Below are 18639 nucleotides of genomic sequence, written 5' to 3' on the forward strand. Positions count from 1 at the left end.
TCGTTCACCCTGGTGGATGCCTCGCTGCGCTATGACCTGGGAAAGATGCGCAGTGACTGGCGCGGGGCCAGCGTGAGCCTGACGGTCAAGAACCTGTTCGACAAGTACCACACGGCGTCGTGCTTTTCCGCCAATGCCTGCAACTACGGCGAAGCGCGCAACATGGTGGTTCGGTTCGGGTACATCTGGTAGGCCTTGCGGCATCAGGCCGGTCGAAAGCGCGGTCGCACGCTCCCTGGCATGGATACAATCGAATAAGAATGATTCTTGTTTGATTGCGGGCCTCGCCCCCAAGGGAATCGGGACCCGCCATGCCATCCGCCTCCACCCCCCAGCACCGAGAAGCCGCCTCCCTGTACGCCGCCCACCATGGCTGGCTGCAGGGCTGGCTGCGCCGCAGGCTGGGCAACGGGGCGGATGCGGCGGACCTGGCGCAGGACACCTTTGTGCGCATCCTGGGCGTGCGCGACCTGGCCGGTGTGCAGGAGCCGCGTGCCTACCTGACCACGGTGGCCAAGGGCGTGCTCATCAACTGGTACAAGCGCCAGGCGCTGGAGCGCGCCTACCTCGAAGCCCTGGCCGCGCTGCCCGAGCCCGTGGCGCCGTCGCCCGAGCAGCGCGCCCTGGTGCTGGAGACACTGCACGAGATAGACACCATGCTGGACGCGCTGCCGCCCATCGTGCGGCGCACGTTTTTGCTGTCCCAGCTGGACGGCATGAAGTACGAGGACATCGCGCAGCAGCTGGAGGTCTCGCTCACCAGCGTCAAGCGCTACATGGCCCAGGCGTTTCGCCAATGCCTGGTGGCAATGGCGTGATGGAGACGCCCCTGCAAGCGCGCGTGCTCGACGAGGCCGCCGAATGGCTGATGCGCCTGCACGACAGCGGCGCCACCGACGCCGACCGCGCTGCCTGCGAGCGCTGGCGCCAGGCCGACCCCCAGCATGCCCTGGCCTGGGAGCGTGCCGAGCGGCTGCTGGGCAAGTTGGGCGGCCTGCCTGCAGCGCTGGCCATGCCGGCGCTGGACCGGCCCCGAAGCCACCGCGCCCAGCGCCGCGCCACCGTGGCCCGGCTGGCCGCGCTGCTGGCCGTGGCGCCTGCAGGCTGGCTGGCCTGGCAAGCCTGGTATGCGGCGGACCAGCGCGGCTGGGGCTCCGACCTGCGCACCGCCACCGGCGAGCGCCGCACCGAGCATCTGGCCGATGGCAGCCGCCTCCTGCTGGACACGGCCAGCGCGGTGGACATCCGGTTTGATGGCGCACTGCGCCTGCTCACCCTGCGCCAGGGTGCGATTTCCATAGAAACGGCGGCAGATACCGCCACACCGCACCGCCCCTTTGTCGTGGACACCGCCCATGGCCGGCTGCGCGCGCTGGGCACCCGCTTCACCGTGCGGCAGGAGGGGGGCAGGGCGGACGGCGGCCCCGTGCGCCTGGCCGTGACCGAGGGAGCCGTGGAAGTGACGCTGCGTGGCGCCGCCAGCCCGGCGCTGGTCGTTCAAGCCGGTCAGCAAACGGTATTGCGAGCGGGGGAGGTGACCTCGCCCCAGCCCCTGCAGCCCGAAGCCACGGCCTGGACCCACGGCATGCTGATGGCCGACGCCATGCCGCTGGCCGCGTTCTGCGCCGAACTGTCGCGCTACCGGCCCGGCCTGCTGCAGTGCGCGCCCGAGGTGCGCGCGCTGCGCGTGTCCGGCTCCTTCCCGCTGGGCGATACGGACCGGACGCTGACCATGCTGGCCTCCACCTATCCCGTCGACGTGCAGACGCGCATGCGCGGCTACTGGATCACCGTGGTCGCCAGGAACTAAAAAAATCGAGGCAGGGTGACACTTTTTCGGATCTCGGCTGGCAACGGGGAAAGAGCTTCTTTCTTCACCGTCTCCAAGGACCGATTTCCATGCCTGCCGTACCGATGCCGCACCCCGTCTTCCATCCCCTGGCGCATGCCGCCCGACTGGCCCTGCTGGGCATGGCATTGGCCGCAGGCGCCGTGCAGGCGGCCGAACCGGCACCTGCTCCCACACCTGCTCCCGCACCCGCTCCCGCAGCCCAGACCTACCAGATCGCGCCCGGGCCGCTGGGCCGCACGCTGGCCGGCGTGGCCACGGCGGCGGGTATTTCGCTGTCCTTCGATCCTGCGCTGACCGAAGGGCTGACCAGCCCGGCCCTTTCCGGGCACTACGCGCCGCAGCAGGCGCTGCAGCGCCTGCTGGCCGGCAGCGGGCTGGACATGGTGGCGCGCAGCGATGGCAGCTACACGCTGCGCAGGCAGGCCGCACCGGCCGGCGCTGGTGCCGGTTCCACCACGGTCCTGAACGAAGTGCAGGTGACGGCCCGCGCCGAGCGCAGCGCCACCAGCGAAGGCACGGGCAGCTACGTGGCCCGCGCGGTCACGGTGGGCAAGGGCGAGCAGGCGATCAAGGACATCCCCCAGTCCATCAGCGTGATCACGCGCCAGCGCATGGACGACCAGAACCTCAACACCGTGGACGACGTGCTGGCCAGCACCACGGGCATCACGATGTACGACAGCCCCATGGGCGGGCGCTATGTCTACTCGCGCGGCTTCCGCGTGGACACCTACCAGTTCGATGGCGTGAACCGCGCCTTCTACTACCCGCAGGCCGACAACTTCACCAGCAACGCCGCCACGCTGGACCGCGTGGAAGTGGTGCGCGGTGCCACGGGGCTGCTGCAGGGGGCGGGCTCTCCCAGCGCGGCCATCAACATGGTGCGCAAGCGCCCCCTGGCAGAGCGCCAGCTGGAGGTATCGGCCAGTGTTGGCTCCTGGAACAACCTGCGTAGCGAGATCGATGCCACGGGCCCGCTCAACGAGGCCGGCACGCTGCGCGGGCGCGTGGTCGCCAGCCTCAACAGCCGCGACTATTTCTACGACGTGGCCAGCAGCCGTACCGGCGTGCTCTACGGCGTGCTGGAGTACGACCTCACCCCCCAGACCCGGCTGACGGTGGGCGCCACCCACGAGCGGCTGCGCTCCACGCCGTTCTTCCAGGGCCTGCCGCGCTATGCCGACGGCGCAGACCTGCGGCTGCCGCGCTCCACCTTCCTGGGCGCGGACTGGAACCGCTGGGACAGCGAGCAGACATCGCTTTTTGCCGAGCTGCAGCACCGCTTCAACGCGGACTGGACCGTCAAGGCCACGGCGGGCTACACCCGGGAAAAGCACGACATGAAGTACGCCTTCGCCCTGGGGGCCATCAATCCCGCCACGCTGGCGGGCAACGAGATGTATGCCGGCCTGTTCGATGTCACCACCGACAACAAGACCCTGGACGTGGCGGTGGACGGCAAATTCGACGCCTTCGGCCGCCGGCATTCGCTGAGCTTTGGCGCCAACACGGGCCGCATGGTCAACGACAGCGACTATTCGCTGATCCGCATGGGCCTGCCCAACAACGTGTTCGACCCGAGCGCCGCCATCCGCGAGCCGTCCCGCGCGGAATTCCTGGCCAACCGCTATCGCGGCGATGAAAGCCGCACCCGCATGACCCAGTCCGGCGCCTACGGCGTGGCGCGGCTGGGCCTCACCGATGCGCTGACCCTGATCGGCGGCGCCCGCGTCACCCGCTTCACGGGCAGCAGCAACTACCGCAACACGGGCGAGGCCTACAACGACCCGTACAAGGAAAGTGGCGTCATCACGCCCTATGGCGGCCTGGTCTATGCGCTCAATGACCAGTGGTCGGCCTATGCCAGCTACTCCGACATCTTCCAGGCCCAGAACGCCGTGACGGCGGCCGGCGACCTGCTGGCACCTATCGAGGGGCGCAATCTGGAAGTGGGCATGAAGGGCGAATTGCTGGACGGCAGGGTGAACGCGGCCGTGGCCCTGTTCCGCATCGACCAGAAGAACCGCGCCGAAGAGGACCTGGTCAACCCCTGCTCGGCCAGCACCTACTGCTATGTCTCCGTGGGCAAGGTCCGCAGCCAGGGACTGGATGCGGAGATCAGCGGCGAGGTGGCGCGCGGCTGGCAGCTGTTTGCCGGCTACACCTTCAGCCATTTCAAGTACCTGGACAACACCTCCAATGCCGGCGTGGAGTTCGCCAGCACCTACACGCCCAAGCACATGCTGCGTGTCTGGAGCGACTACCGCCTGCCGGGCGAATGGAGCGCCTGGAACGTGGGCGGCGGCGTCAACTTCCAGACCGCCAGCTCGCGCGCGGTGGGCGCCATCACCGATGTGCAGCCAGCCTATGCCGTGTGGTCTGCCCGCCTGGGCTACCGCATCGACCGCAACTGGTCCGTGGCACTGAGCGTGGCCAACCTGTTCGACAAGACCTACTACCAGACCATAGGCGCGCCGGCCTGGGGCAATGTCTACGGCGCACCGCGCAGCGCGACGCTCACCCTGCGCGGCAAGTTCTGAAACACGGCCAGGAGGAACGGACTGCAGCAGCGGGCGGAAGAGCAGGGCCGCAAGAGGGTCGCAGTTGCCTATAATTGAGAATTATTCTCAATCTCGGGTCGCCGCGTGTCCAGCCCATCGCCCTCCTTGTCCGCCCATGTCGAATCCCTGTACCTGGCCCACCACGGCTGGCTGCAGGGCTGGCTGCGCAAGAAGGTGGGCAATGCCTTCGACGCGGCCGATCTGGCGCAGAGCACCTTCCTCAAGGTGCTGGGCGCCCAGGGCCTGGACCAGCTCCAGGAGCCGCGCGCCTACCTGACCACCATTGCGCGCAACCTGCTGATCAACCAGGTGCGGCGCCGCGCCATCGAGCAGGCCTATCTCGATGCCCTGGCCGCCATGCCCGAGCCCGTGGCGCCGCCGCCCGAGGTCCGGCTCATGGTGCTGGAGACCCTGGTGGAGATAGACCGCCGCCTGGGCCGCCTGCCCGCGCTGGCCAAGCAGGCCTTCCTGCTGGCCCAGCTCGAAGGGCTTGGCCATGGCGAGATCGCTGCCGAGCTGGGCATCTCCATCTCCACGGTCAAGCGGCATCTGGCCAAGGCGGCCATGCGCTGCTTCTTCCCGGAGTAGGCGGCATGCAGGCGTTCCCTTCCGCTTCTTCCCCCATTTCTGCCGAAGTGGCCCGCCAGGCCGTGCAATGGTGGCTGCAACTGAACTCCGGCAAGGCCCAGGCCCGGCAGCACGATGGCCTGCAGCGCTGGCGTGCGGCCAGCCCCGAGCATGAGGCCGCCTGGCAGCGCATCGAATCCATGGGCAGCCAGATGGCCGGCATCCCCATGCCGCTGGCGCGGGCCGCGTTGGCCGCACCCGGCTCGGCCGGCAGGCGCCGTGCGGTGCAGGCGCTGGCCGTGCTGCTGGTCTCGGGCGCAGGCTCTGCGGCCGTCGTGCGCTCGCAGGCCTGGCGCGGCTGGACGGCCGACGAGGTGGCTGCCGTGGGAGAGCAGCGCACGCTGCCGCTGCCCGATGGCGGCAGCGTGGTGCTCAACACCGGCAGCGCCCTCAATCTGCGCTACGGCGCGGCCGAGCGCGTGCTGGAGCTGGTGCGTGGCGAAATCCTCGTGCAGACCGCGCCGGACAGCCTGCACCGTCCCTTCATCGTGCAGACCGCCATGGGCGCCGTGCAGGCCCTGGGCACGCGCTTCACGGTGCGCGAGCGCGCGTCCGGCGTTGAAGTGGGCGTGCTGCAAGGCGCCGTGCAACTGCGGCCCGCGCATGCCCCGCATGCCGCGCAGCGCATCGATGCGGGAGAGCAGGGCACGTTCACGGCCCAGCAGGCCGTGCACTCCGGCGCGCTGGACACGGCGGCCAGCGCCTGGGCCGAAGGCATGCTGGTGGCCTCGCGCATGAGGCTGGAGGATTTCCTGGCCGAGCTGGGCCGCTACCGGCGCGGGCGCCTGGGCTGCGACCCGGCCGTGGCCGGCCTGCACGTCTCCGGCGCCTATCCGCTGGCCGACACCGACCGCGTGCTGGCCGCGCTGACTTCCTCGCTGCCCGTGGAAATCCACTCCTTCTCGCGCTACTGGGTGATGGTGCGGCCTGCCGGGGCGGCCAAGGCATGAGCGGCACGGCCTGCATGAAGGCCTTCGCACTTTCCTGAAAAAAATTTGAGCTGATTTGCCGGCGATGGCTGTCAACAGAGACAGGAGCGCACCGCAGCGTGCGCCAACGCTTCTCTACAACCATTGCAACAAGGCCTTTCCATGCGCCCTCAGACCATGCGCCAGAACTCCATGCGGCAGACTGCCGCCCCCACCGTCCGTCCATCCCAGGCAGCCCCGGCGTTGCGGCCCGTGGCGCTGGCGCTGCAGGTGCTGTGCGCGGGCACGCTGGCGGGGCTGGCCGCCGCGGGCGCCCTGGCTCCGGCACAGGCCTGGGCGCAGCCGGCTGCCGGTGCTTCGCAGCAACGCCAGTACGACATTGCAGCCGGCCCGCTGGAAAGCGTGCTCAACCAACTCGGGCGCGAGGCCGGCGTGCTGGTCACCTTCGGCTCGGCCGTCACCGAAGGGCTGCGCAGCGGCGGCGTGAGCGGGCGCTTCACCGTGGAGCAGGCACTGGACCGCGCCTTGCTGGGCACGCCGCTGGCGGCCGTGCGCTCTGCAGGCGGCGGCTACACCCTGCGCGAGATGCCCGTGGTGCCTGCCGCCTCCGGCGCGGCGGGTGCTGCGGGTGCGGCAGGCGCGGGGTCCTCCCAGACACTCAGGACCGTGCTGGTCACGGCCTCGGCCCAGGCCAGTCCCACCACCGAAGGCTCGGGCTCCTACACCACGCCGGCCACGGCGGCGGCCACGGGCCTGAGCCTGTCGCTGCGCGACACGCCGCAGTCCGTCAGCGTGCTCACGCGCCAGCAGATCGAAGACCAGGGCCTGCTCTCGCTCAACGACGCCATGCGCAGCGTCACCGGCATCCATGTCGTCAGCTCGGACAGCGACCGCTCGGACTTCTACTCGCGCGGCTTCTACGTGGACAACCTGCAGTACGACGGCGTGCCCACCTCCATCGGCCTGTCGTTCTACGGTGACTCGGGCACCGATACCACCATCTATGACCGCGTCGAAGTGGTGCGCGGCGCCACGGGCCTGCTCACGGGTGCGGGCAATCCGTCGGCCTCCATCAACATGGTGCGCAAGCACGCCAACAGCAAGGTGTTCACGGGCTCGGCCTCGGCCAGCGTGGGCTCGTGGAACCACCATCGCGGCACGGTGGACCTGTCCATGCCGCTGACGCAGGACGGCCGCATCCGCGCACGCGTCGCCGGCATGGCCGAAGAGCGCGACTCCCATGTGGATCTCTACCACGCGCGCAAGCAGGTCTTCTACGGCGTGATCGATGCCGACCTCACGCCCGACACCACGCTCAGCGTGGGCGCCGACTACCAGTCCAACCGGCCCACCGGCTCGACCTGGGGCGGCCTGCCGCTGGTCTTCACGAACGGCATGCCAGCCGACTGGAGCACCTCCAAGACCACGGCCGCGAACTGGACGCGCTGGAACAGCACCAACAAAAACATCTTCGCCAACCTGCAGCACCGCTTTGGCAACGACTGGAAGCTCAAGGCCAACTTCGTGCACCGCGACAGCGCCTACGACGCCAAGCTGCTGTACCTCATGCGCCAGCCCGACATCACCACCGGCCTGGGCATGGCTGCCCTGCCCAACTACTCCGAATACAGCTTCCAGCAAAACAGCGCCGACCTGCAGGTGACGGGCGGCTGGGAACTGGGCGGGCGCCGCCATGAGGCCGTTGTCGGCCTGAGCAGCAGCCGTGCCCGCGAGCACAAGGCCGGCCATGCGCGCACCAGCCCCCTGCAGGACGTGGGCAACTACTACCAATGGGACGGCTCCTATGCCGAGCCCACCTGGGGGCCGCTGACCACCAGCAGCCTGGACCACACGCGCCAGGACGCGCTGTACGGCGCGCTGCGCCTGTCGCTGGCCGATCCGGTCAAGCTCATCGTGGGCGGGCGCCAGAGCAGCTGGAAGGTGCGCAGCCTCAGCGAGGTGCGCGACCACAACGTCTTCATCCCCTACGCAGGCCTGGTGCTGGACCTGAGCGAAGGCTTCTCGGCCTATGCCAGCTACACCGACATCTTCCAGCCCCAGAACTACCGCGACCGCGGCGGCAGCTACCTGGACCCCGTGGCGGGCAAGAGCTTCGAGATCGGCATCAAGGGCGAGCACCTGGACGGCAGGCTCAACAGCTCGCTGTCCGTCTTCCGCATCCAGCAGGACAACGTGGCCCAGCTGGACGAAGGCCAGGTCGTGCCCGGCACCACCGACTTCGCCTACTACGGCGCCAAGGGCGTGACCAGCAAGGGCTTCGAGGCCCAGGTCTCGGGCGAGCTGGCCACGGGCTGGAACCTGTCGGCCGGCATTGCCCACACCGTCGCGCGTGACGCCCAGGGCCTGTCCATCAACGCCTGGGCGCCCAAGACCCAGGCCCAGCTGTTCACTTCCTACCGCCTGCCCGGTGGATGGAATCAGCTCACCGTGGGCGGCGGCCTGCAATGGCAAAGCCGCACCCGCGCCAGCGTCTTCGTGGCGGGCAATGACCTGGTCTTCGAGCAGAAATCCTTCGCCACCGCCAGCCTCATGGCGCGCTATGCCTTCAGCCCCAGGCTCTCGCTGCAGCTGAACCTGAACAACCTCTTCAACAAGAAGTACTACGTCAACATCGACGGCCAGGGCCAGTTCGGCACGCCGCGCCAGGCCATGGCGGTGCTGAACTACAAGTTCTGAGTGGACAGGGCGGCGGGGCAACAGCGCAGGCCAACCGTTAGAATGCAAATGAGAATTGATCTCATATTTCGGGCCAGCCGCCCACGCATTCCTCCTCCCGCGCCATGCCTGCCGCCGAAACCTCCCTTCACCGCGAAGTCGCCACGCTCTACACCGACCACCACGGCTGGCTGCAGGGCTGGCTGCGCAAGAAGCTGGGTGATGTGCACCAGGCGGCCGATCTGGCGCACGACACCTTTGTGCGCCTGCTGGCGCGCGACGAGCCTGTGCAGGCGCGTGAGCCGCGCGCCTTCCTGACCACGGTGGCGCAGCGCGTGCTGGCCAACCACTACCGGCGCCAGCAACTGGAGCGCGCGTATCTTGAGGCGCTGGCCCAGGCGCCGCAGTCCTTTGCCATCTCGCCCGAGGAGCGCGCGCTGCTGCTGGAGGCGCTGGACGAGATCGACCGCATGCTCGACGGCCTGCCTGCTCCCGTGCGGCGGGCCTTTCTGATGGCCCAGCTGGACGGCATGAAGCAGGCCGACATTGCGCGCGAGCTGGGCCTGTCGCTGACCACCGTCAAGCGCTACCTGGTGCAGGCCGGCATGCACTGCTATTTCGCGGTGGATGCATGACGGCGCCGGGAGCCGGCCTGCCGCCCGAGGTAGCGCGCAGCGCCATCGAGTGGTGGCTGAAGCACCAGGAGGGCGGCCTGTCCGATGAGTTGGCCCGCGAATGGCAAGCCTGGCAGGCCTGGCGCGCGGCCGATCCCCTGCACGAGCAGGCCTGGCAGCGCATCACTGCCGTCAACCAGCGGCTGGCTGGGCTGGTGGCGCCGCCGCAATCACCGATAGCCCGGGCTGCGCTGGCTCCGCGTGGTTCCGCTCGCCGGCGCGTGATCCGGTCCCTGGCCGTTGCGGCCTTTGGTGCCGGCATTGCTTGGCAGCTGGAGCAGCGCCTGCCCTGGCAAGGGTGGGTGGCCGATGCACGCACGGCGTGGGGCGAGCGTCGGCAGATGGCGTTGCCGGACGGCACGCAGATCGTGCTCAACGGCGCCAGCGCGCTGGACATCGAATACAGCCGGCGGCACCGCCGCCTGCGCCTGCTGCAGGGCGAGGTGCTGGTCACCACGGCCAATGACACCGAGCAGCCCGCCCGGCCCTTTGCCGTGCAGACCACTGCGGGCGAGGCGCTGGCCCTGGGGACGCGGTTTTCCGTGCGTGCGTTCGCGGATGGTGATTTCCAGGTGGGTGTGTTCGAAGGTGCCGTGCGCCTGACCCCCCGGCTGGCCGGCCACAGTGTGCTGGTGCTCAGCGCGGGCGAGCAGGCCACGCTGCGGGCCGATGGCGTCTCGCCAGCCACCGCCGTGCATGAGGACAGCACCGCCTGGACCGAGGGCATGCTGGTGGCGCGCGGCATGCCGCTGGCCCGGATGCTGGAGGCGCTGCAGCCGTACAGCGATGCGGCCCTGGCCTGCGAGCCCGAAGTGGCCAACCTGCGCATCTCCGGCACCTATCCGCTGGCCGAGGTGCCGCGCGTGCTGGCCGTGATCGGTGCGCTGCCGGGACTGGAGCTGCGCTCCATGACGCGCTGGTGGGGCCGGCGCGAGGTGGTGGTGGGCAAGAAATCGGCAGGGGCTTGAAGGGGTCTGCGCAGTTTTTTTGAAGAAATCTGCGCCCGGGGTGGTCTGTTTCGAGAACTCGCGGGACATGGAGGAAGAGGGGGGCTTGCCATGCCGGGCCCGCCCATCGATTCGTCCATCCATCCGTTTGTCTTTTCCTTCCAGGCCCAGTCCTTCGCACACCATGGCATATCCCTCAGCGCCCCGGCGCTTTCCCTGCGCCTTGCGCCCCTCCGTCGTCTCGTCCCGTGGCCTGTTGCTGGCTTTGGCCTGCGCGGGGCTGGGCAGCAACCTGTGGGCGCAGGCGCCTTCGCCGTCCGTCAACACCACGGCCGCCACAGCACCCACACGCAGCTACCAGATTCCGGCGGGCACGCTGGAGGACGCGCTCAACCGCTTCGGGCGCGATTCGGGTTTGCTGCTGTCCTTCACCCAGGACCAGGTCCAGGGCCTGCGCAGCCCGGGGCTGCAGGGCAGCCACACCGCGCAGGCCGGCCTGGCCGCGCTGCTGCAGGGCACGGGGCTGGAGGCGGCGGTGCAGCCGCAAGGCGGCTATGTGCTGCGCCAGCGCGCCGTGCCCGATGCCCGGGCGCCAGACGTTGCCCCGCGCTCGGTGTCGCTGGCCGAGGTGCGCGTGGCCGCGCGCCGCGCCGGTGACGGCACGACCGAAGGCACGGGCTCCTACACCAGCCGCGTGACCAGCATTGCCTCCAAGACGGACCAGTCGTTCCGCGAGATTGCGCAGTCGGTATCGGTGGTCACACGCGAACAGCTCGACGACCAGCGCGTGACCGATGTGACCGAGGCCCTCAAGCTCACGCCCGGCGTGGTCGTGGCCAATACCGTGGGCGACTTCTATTCGCGGGGCTTTCAGATCACCAGCATGCAGATCGACGGCGGCGCGCCGCTGGCTTTGGGCGCCTACACCTATTCGCCGCAGCAGGACATGGCCTTCTACGACCGCGTCGAAGTCATGCGCGGCGCCTCGGGCCTGCTGGGCGGCGTGGGCGATCCGGGCGGCATCATCAACCTGGTGCGCAAGAAGCCGCTGGCCCAGCGGCAGTTCAAGGCCGCGCTGTCGGCCGGCTCCTGGAGCCGGCGCGGCGTGGAGCTCGATGCCAGCGCGCCGCTGGCCGACGACGGCCGCGTGCGCGGCCGCGCCGTGCTGTCCTACCACAAGGGTGACTCCTACATGGACCTGCGCAGCAGCGAAAAGCCGTCGCTCTACGGCGTGCTGGAGGCCGACCTCACGCCAGACACCCTGCTGACCGTGGGCGGCAGCTACGGAAAGACCCATGAGAACGGCGACTATGCCGGCCTGCCGCGCTTTGCCGACGGCAGCAGCCTGGGCCTGCCGCGCCACACCAACTTCACCCAGCCCTGGGCCTATTACGACTACGAGACCAAGGAGCTGTTCGCCCAGCTCGAGCACAAGTTCGACAACCGCTGGAAGGCCAAGCTCAACGTCTCGCGCGTGGAGACCGAGCTGGACCGTTTCTGGGTCTACATGGGCGGCGCCATCAACCCGCAGACCCTGGCGGGGGCGGTCTGGCGCGGTGGCCACATCCAGTCCGGCAATACGCAGGAGGTGGTGGACCTGAGCCTGGGCGGTCCCTTCCAGCTCATGGGCCGCACGCATGAATTGCTGCTGGGCGCGGACTGGCAGCGCGTGGAAAGCTTCTGGCAAAGCGCCAATTTCACTGGCAGCGGCACCGTGGCCAGCAATCCGTTTGCCCCCAGCATCTGGACGCCGCCCACGGAAACCTACTTCAACACCCGCTACGGCCCTTGGGGCCAAAAGCAGATGGGCGGCTATGGCGTGCTGCGCCTGCATCCCACGGACAGGCTGCACCTCATCCTGGGTGCGCGCGCCAGCCGCTACGACTTCCAGCAGTCGGTCTGGAACCTGGATGCGCAGGGCAACCGCACGCCCTGGTCGAACACGCCGTTCAAGGAACCCACCAAGATCACGCCCTATGGCGGGGTGATCTATGACCTGAACAGCCAGTGGTCGGCCTATGCCAGCTATTCGTCCATCTTCAAGCCGCAGGCGCTGAGCATGGCCGGACCGGCGCCGGGCACCTCGCTGCCGCCGGTCAAGGGCGCCAGCTACGAGGCCGGCCTCAAGGGCGAGCTGATGGACGGGCGGCTGAACGCCACCTTCAGCGTCTTCAATGTGGAGCGCACGGGCACGGCCGTGGTGGACCCGCGCTACGAGACCAGCAACAGCCGCTGGAGCGGCAACTGCTGCTACCTGGCACAGGGCAAGGTCACCAGCCGGGGCTTCGACATGGAACTGGGCGGCGAGCTGCAGCCCGGCTGGCAGCTGGCAGCGGGCTACACCTTCAACAACACCCGCGACCGCAGCACCGAAAAGACCTACAGCAGCATCACGCCGCGCCACCTGTTCAAGCTGTCCACGGCCTATACGCTGCCGGGCGAGCTGTCGCGCTGGAAAGTGGGCGGCAGCGCCCAGATCCAGAGCACGCACTACGTCAGCGGCACGGCGCTGTCGGCGGCGGGCACGTCCGTGCCCTTTGACTTCACGCAGGGCGGCTACGCGCTGTGGAATGCCATGGTGCAGTACCGCATCGACCCGCGCTGGACGGTCACGCTGAACATCAACAACCTGCTCGACAAGACCTACTACCAGACCCTGGGCACAACGTTCAGCAACAACCTGTATGGCGCACCGCGCCACGCCATGCTCACGCTGCGCGGCAGCTTCTGAGGACGGCGGCGCAGGCGTTCGGGCCGCCGTTGTGCAGCCAGCGGCCTTGCGGGGGATCACACCACGCGCCGGGCCTCCACCTTCACATGGCCGGCCAGCAGGTCGGCGCTGTCGCGGATGGCGCGCAGCGCATGGGCCAGGGCCTGCTGGCTGTGGTGCTCCTGCGGTGCATGCACTGCCGCCAGGGCCAGTTGCGCCAGGGCCGAGATGGCGGTGCAGTTTTCCTGCACGCTGCCGTGGATCTCGGTGATGGCGCTGGTCAACTGGTGCAGGCTGGGTGGCTGTGTCCTGGGGGAGTCCTTGTCCTTCTCCTTGTCCATGGCCATGCCTCAGCCCTGCGGGCGCACCGGCTCATGGGTGCGGCATTCGAGCAGTTGCGCCATGGCTTTGGCGGCTGCCTCGGCCGCTTCGGCTCGGCGCATCTCGGCCGCGTCTTCGAATCCGCAGCCCATGGCCTGGGCCTCGGTGCCGGCGTAGTCGGCCAGTGTCTCGGCGCTGTCGCGGATGCTTTGCAGGGCGCGGGCCACCACGTCCATGTGGCGATGGCCCTTGGGCGTCTCCAGCCATGCCAGGGCCAACTGGGCGATGGAGGAAATCTCTGCACAGCCTTGCTGCACGAGATGGTCCACCTGGGTGAGGGCATTGGACAGCTGCCCGGTGCTGTGGCTGTCCGTGGCGGGGGTGGGCTGGTTTGGCTGGGTGGAGGTCATGCCATGTCCCTCCGTGTCTGGCGCTGCGTGGATGGCAAGCGTGAGGGAGGGAGCGCGCAAAGAAAGGGCGCGCGGGTCTGCCCGAGAAAAACGGTACTCATGTTTCGATGCTCCATTACGTATCGAATCCACGGGCCATTGCAATCTGCATTGGCTGGTGGATTCGGTGTGCAAGCCTCGCTTTCGGAGAGGCGGTGCCGCTTGCTAATGGGTGTTTTGAAGCACCGGCCCCGGGACAGGGGGCTGGTGCGGATGATAGCGCGTGCGGCGTGCGCAAAGTCGCTTCGCGGCCCGTTGCACCTTGCGATCGCGCCCTTTCGGGGATGGCCCAGGGACCGCTGAAAGAGCCCGGCATGCATTGCGTTTATTGAGAATGATTCTTCTTTGCGCGGTTATGATCCAGCCCCATGGATTTGTCCGCCTCCTTCACCCGCGCTCTGCTTTCCGGCTTTGACCGGGCTTATGCCGACCTGGTGCGTGCCGCCACGCGCAGCACGGGCAGCCGCGAGGAGGCGGGCGACCTGGTGCACGACACCTGGCTGCGGCTGGCGGAACACGCGCGCAGCGCCCCGGCCGAGGGCGCAGACCTGGCCGGGGCCGCGAATCCGGCCCAGATGCCGCGCGACGCCACGGCCTATCTGGCCGTGATGGCCCAGCACATGGCGCTGGATGCGCACCGCCGCCGCCAGCGCCATGCCCGCTACCTGGGCGAGGCGGCAGTCCATGAACAACTGGCGCCCAGCCATGCGCCCGATGTGGCCGACTCCGTCATGTACCGCCAGGCGCTGGCCGTGCTGGAGTCCGCCTTGCACAGCCTGCCCGAGCGCTGCCGCGCCGCCTTCATCGCCCACCGCGTGCAGGGCGAGCGCCAGCCCAAGATCGCCGAGCGCCTGGGCGTCAGCCTCAACACCGTGGAGCGCGACCTGATCCAGGCCAGTGCCTGCATAGAGGATGCGCTGCACCGCTGGCGCGGTACGCGGCCCGGCAGCGCCGTTGCACGACATGCAGGTCGGCGGCGCAGCCTGGCCGCGCTGCTGGGCGTGGCCGGTTTCGGCCTGGGCGGCAGCCTGGGCTGGCAGCAATGGCGGCATTACCGCGACACGCATGTGCAGTGGCAGGCCGGCTGGTCCAGCCTGCGCGGCCAGCAGGTGCGCCATGGCCTGCCCGATGGCTCCAGCCTGCTGCTGGACGCGCTCAGCAGCGCGCAGGTGGAGTATTTCGCCACGCGGCGCGTGGTGCAGCTGACGCAGGGCGCAGCCTTCTTCGAGGTGGAGCGGGACGAGGACCGGCCCTTCACCGTGCAGGCCGGCGGCGTGCGCGTCACCGTGCTGGGCACGCGCTTCGGCGTGGAACTGGCCACGGGCGCCCAGGGGCAGGAGCGGGTCACGGTGCAGGTGGAGTCGGGGCGTGTGCGCGTGCAATCCGACGCGGATGGCGGGCGCTTCTATGAATTGTCTGCAGGCCATGGCCTGCGCATGGAAGGCACGGTGGCCACGCAGACCCGGGGCGATGCGGGGCAGGCGGCCTCCTGGCGGCATGGCGAGCTGGTGTTTGCCGACGCCACGTTGGGCGAGGCCCTGGCGCGGCTGTCACGCTATGCGCCGTTCGACCTGCAGGCCACGCCCGAGGCCGCGCGCCTGCCGCTGAGCGGGCGCGTGCGCATCGCCAAGGCCCATGCCTGGGTGCGGGCGCTGCCCCATGCGCTGCCGGTGCAGGTGCGCATGCAGGCCGATGGCGGCCTGCTGGTGGCCGCGGCGGGCTGAGGCGTGACGGTGGCAAGAGCAACTGCATGCGCACGGCAGCGGGGCGCACATTGTTTTTCAGGAGTTTTCCTGGCCAGTCGTCATGGCAGTGATCCCTGTGGGTCCCTTCCATCACTGCCAAGGACGATTTCCATGCATCCGCTTTTCCCTTCTTCGGGCGCCTGCCGCGCCGCCCTCCATCCGCTGGCCCATGCCGTGCTCTGCCTGGGCCTGGCCATGCCGCTGCAGGCGGCGCTGGCCCAGCCGGCCGCACAGACGCTGCGCTTCGACATAGCGGCGCAGCCGCTGGCCAGCGCGCTGGACCAGTTCGCGCGGCAGGCCGGGCTGCAGCTGGTGTTCACGCCCTCGCTGGCCGCCCAGCGGCAGGCGCCGGCCGTACGGGGCGAGCTGCCGCTGCGCCAGGCGCTGGATGATTTGCTGGCCGGCAGCGGCCTGCAGGGCCATGTGCAAGAGGGCACGCTGACCGTGCAGCCCGTCGCCGCCGTCGAAAAGACGCTGGCCGAAGTGCGGGTGAGCGCGCGCCGGGCCATCGACGGCACGACCGAGGGCACGGGCTCGTACACCAGCCGCGTGACCAGCATCGCCTCCAAGACGGACCAGTCGTTCCGCGAGATCCCGCAATCGGTGTCGGTGATCACGCGCCAGCAGCTCGACGACCGCCGCATGACCGACATCCGCGACGCGCTGGCCGCCACGCCCGGCATCACCACCAGCCAGATCAATTTCGACTCCACCTATTTCTATTCGCGCGGCTTCCAGATCGACAGCATGCAGATCGACGGCGGCGCGCCGCTGAACATCGCCCAGTACACCTACAGCGTCAACCAGAGCATGGACTTCTACGACCGCGTGGAGGTGATGCGCGGCGCCTCGGGCCTGCTGGGCGGCGTGGGCGACCCGGGCGGCATCATCAACATCGTGCGCAAGAAGCCGCTGGCCGAGCCGCGCTTCGTGGTGCAGCAGTCCATCGGCAGCTGGAACAACTACCAGACCATGGTGGATGCCACGGGGCCGCTGGCTCTTGATGGCCGGGTGCGCGGCCGGGCCGTGCTGTCCTACCAGGACACGGACCAGTTCGTGGACATCAAGCACACGCGCGCTCCCCAGTTCTACGGCGTGGTCGAGGCGGACCTGACGCCCGACACCCTGCTGACCGTGGGCATGAGCCGCAGCAAGATCCGCACGCGCGGCGATGGCGGCGGCGACGTGCCGCGCTACAGCGACGGCAGCGATATCGGCCTGCCGCGCCACACCAGCTTCACCCAGCCCTGGGCCACGGGCCGCAAGGACAACAGCGAGCTGTTCGGCGCGCTGGAGCACCGTTTTTCCGCACGCTGGAAGGGCAAGCTCAACCTGACCCGCAGCAAGTCCAGCTATGACGGCTCCACGGTGTTCGGCTACGGTGCGCTGGACCCCGCAACCGGCCTGGGCGTGAACTGGAACGGCGGTGGCCACTACCTGTACGAGAACCGGCAGACCGTGCTGGACGCCAGCCTGGCCGGCAGCTTCGACCTGGGCGGGCGCACGCACGAGATCCTGCTGGGCATGGACCGGCAGAAGGTGGAGAGCTTCTGGAACGTGGGCTATTCCACCGATGCCACGGGCGTGGAGCCCATCGATGTCTACAACCCCGGCGCCTGGCGCCCGGCGCCGGCCGGCGAGATCTCGCGCCGCTACAACCCCTGGGGCCAGGACCAGTCGGGCGGCTATGGCGTGCTGCGCCTGCATCCGACGGACCGCCTGCATGTGATCGTGGGCGCGCGCTATGCCAAGTACCGCTTCAACCAGGTCTATGAGTCGCTGAATGCGGCGGGCCAGTGGGAATTGGCATCGGGCAGCCGCTTTTCCGAGCCGGCCAAGTTCACGCCGTATGGCGGGGTGATCTATGACCTGAACAACCAATGGTCGGCGTATCTGAGCTATTCCTCGATTCTCAAGCCGCAGGCGCTGTCCAAGTCGGGGCCTCCTCCGGGCAATTCGCTGGACCCGGTCAAGGGCAAGAGCTATGAGGCCGGTTTCAAGGGCGAATTGGCCGATGGCCGGCTCAATGCCACATTCAGCCTTTTCAACGTGGTGCGCACGGGCACGGCGGTGACGGATACGCGCTATCCGAGCAATCACGAGGAATGGTCGGGCAATTGCTGCTTTCTGCCGCAGGGCAAGGTGACCAGCCGCGGCTTTGACGCCGAGATCGGCGGCGAGCTGCGCCCGGGCTGGCAGATCGCGGCCGGCTACACCTACACCACCACGCGCGACAAGACCGAGGATGCGCCCTACAGCAGCATCACGCCGCGCCATCTGCTCAAGCTGTCCACGGCCTATGTGCTGCCGGGCGAGCTGTCGCGCTGGAAGATCGGCGGCAGCGCCCATATCCAGAGCAAGCACCATGTGCGCGATACGCTGTATGACGCCGACTGGAATGAAGTCGGCCGCTACAACTTCACCCAGGGCGGCTATTCGGTCATCAATGCGATGGTGCAGTACCGGATCGATCCGCGCTGGACGGTTTCCCTGAATCTCAACAATATCTTTGACAAGACGTACTACCAGACCGTGGGCTATGCGAGCGGCGGCAATTTCTATGGAAAGCCGCGCAATGCGGTGCTGACGCTGCGCGGCACCTTCTGAGGGCCGGGGCGGGGTCCAGGAGGGCCCGCCCCAGTCCGACCCAGGCCACTGGCCGCAATGGCGAAAACCATTGCGGCTGGCCTTTTTTTCGATCTCGTTTGTCATGTATGAGGAGGGCCTTGAGGGCCGCCGCATCACGGCATCCGTTTTGGCCCCTTGTTTGCACGCATTCGTGCGTTCCTGTGCTTATCCGAATACCCATTACATGCCCCAATCCCAACCCGCTGATCCTGCAGATATCACCCAGGCCGACAGGCCCGTCCATCCGGGCCTGCTTGTCCTGTCCCGCCTGCTGGCTGCCGTCTTCGGCGGCTATGCGCTGGCCAGCGCGCTGGCGGCCTTCCTGGCCGCTGCGCTGCCCGGCGCGCGTGTCGATGCCGTGATCGCCGGCATGCAGTGGAGCTTTGCGCTGCACGCGCTGGCGGTGATCTGGGCGTTCTCGCCGGTTTCGGCGGGCCGGGTCTGGCTGGGGTTGCTGGTGCCTGCGGCCCTGATGGGCGGCGCCGCGCTGCTGCTGGCGCGCAATGGCGCGGGAGGCTGA

15 protein-coding genes are annotated in these 18639 nt (G+C 68.7%); 13 read left to right on the forward strand and 2 right to left on the reverse strand.

Annotation, left to right across the window (positions count from 1 at the left end):
* From INR38_RS22745 to INR38_RS22790, 10 genes are all read left to right on the forward strand, one after another.
* Nucleotides 1-192: TonB-dependent receptor (locus INR38_RS22745; RefSeq protein ID WP_207475998.1), on the forward strand; the 192-nt coding region annotated here is incomplete at its 5' end.
* Nucleotides 193-311: 119 nt separating this feature from the next.
* Nucleotides 312-818 carry a sigma-70 family RNA polymerase sigma factor gene (locus INR38_RS22750; protein WP_207443300.1) on the forward strand — a complete coding sequence of 169 codons (507 nt, stop codon included), beginning with the start codon at nt 312-314 and terminating at the stop codon, nt 816-818.
* A complete protein-coding gene (locus tag INR38_RS22755) occupies nt 797-1810 on the forward strand; it encodes a FecR domain-containing protein (RefSeq protein ID WP_207443301.1) in 1014 nt (337 codons plus the stop codon). Before INR38_RS22750 ends, INR38_RS22755 begins: the two co-directional genes overlap by 22 nt.
* Before the next feature lie 89 nt (nt 1811-1899).
* Nucleotides 1900-4392, forward strand: coding sequence for a TonB-dependent receptor (locus INR38_RS22760; protein ID WP_207443302.1), 2493 nt, complete (start codon nt 1900-1902; stop codon nt 4390-4392).
* Nucleotides 4393-4518: 126 nt separating this feature from the next.
* Nucleotides 4519-5001, forward strand: a complete 483-nt coding sequence (locus INR38_RS22765; RefSeq protein WP_183019228.1) for a sigma-70 family RNA polymerase sigma factor — start codon at nt 4519-4521, stop codon at nt 4999-5001.
* Between the two features lie 5 nt (nt 5002-5006).
* On the forward strand, nt 5007-5990 hold the full coding sequence (locus INR38_RS22770; protein ID WP_207443303.1) for a FecR domain-containing protein: 984 nt from the start codon (nt 5007-5009) through the stop codon (nt 5988-5990).
* 141 nt (nt 5991-6131) lie between these two features.
* On the forward strand, nt 6132-8666 hold the full coding sequence (fhuE, locus tag INR38_RS22775) for a ferric-rhodotorulic acid/ferric-coprogen receptor FhuE (RefSeq protein ID WP_207443304.1): 2535 nt from the start codon (nt 6132-6134) through the stop codon (nt 8664-8666).
* 104 nt (nt 8667-8770) lie between these two features.
* Nucleotides 8771-9280: a sigma-70 family RNA polymerase sigma factor gene (locus tag INR38_RS22780; protein ID WP_047470604.1), complete on the forward strand. Its 510-nt coding sequence runs from the start codon at nt 8771-8773 to the stop codon at nt 9278-9280.
* The gene (locus INR38_RS22785; protein ID WP_207443305.1) at nt 9277-10287 is read left to right on the forward strand and encodes a FecR domain-containing protein; all 1011 of its coding nucleotides are present in this window, start codon (nt 9277-9279) and stop codon (nt 10285-10287) included. Before INR38_RS22780 ends, INR38_RS22785 begins: the two co-directional genes overlap by 4 nt.
* A 163-nt stretch (nt 10288-10450) precedes the next feature.
* A complete protein-coding gene (locus INR38_RS22790; protein ID WP_207443306.1) occupies nt 10451-12997 on the forward strand; it encodes a TonB-dependent receptor in 2547 nt (848 codons plus the stop codon).
* Nucleotides 12998-13053: 56 nt separating this feature from the next.
* Here INR38_RS22790 and INR38_RS22795 read toward each other — a convergent pair whose 3' ends face one another.
* Nucleotides 13054-13323, reverse strand: coding sequence for a hypothetical protein (locus INR38_RS22795; protein ID WP_207443307.1), 270 nt, complete (start codon nt 13321-13323; stop codon nt 13054-13056).
* 3 nt (nt 13324-13326) lie between these two features.
* On the reverse strand, nt 13327-13707 hold the full coding sequence (locus tag INR38_RS22800) for a hypothetical protein (RefSeq protein ID WP_207443308.1): 381 nt from the start codon (nt 13705-13707) through the stop codon (nt 13327-13329).
* Nucleotides 13708-14114: 407 nt separating this feature from the next.
* Here INR38_RS22800 and INR38_RS22805 point away from each other — a divergent pair, with 407 nt between their 5' ends.
* The 3 genes from INR38_RS22805 (at nt 14115) to INR38_RS22815 (ending at nt 18639) form a co-directional block, all read left to right on the forward strand.
* Nucleotides 14115-15470, forward strand: a complete 1356-nt coding sequence (locus INR38_RS22805) for a sigma-70 family RNA polymerase sigma factor (protein WP_207443309.1) — start codon at nt 14115-14117, stop codon at nt 15468-15470.
* 132 nt (nt 15471-15602) lie between these two features.
* Nucleotides 15603-18098, forward strand: a complete 2496-nt coding sequence (locus INR38_RS22810; protein ID WP_207443310.1) for a TonB-dependent receptor — start codon at nt 15603-15605, stop codon at nt 18096-18098.
* Nucleotides 18099-18303: 205 nt separating this feature from the next.
* The gene (locus INR38_RS22815; protein WP_049801421.1) at nt 18304-18639 is read left to right on the forward strand and encodes a DUF3649 domain-containing protein; all 336 of its coding nucleotides are present in this window, start codon (nt 18304-18306) and stop codon (nt 18637-18639) included.

Source organism: Delftia sp. SD018, assembly GCF_017355445.1.
Lineage (GTDB): Bacteria > Pseudomonadota > Gammaproteobacteria > Burkholderiales > Burkholderiaceae_C > Comamonas > Comamonas acidovorans.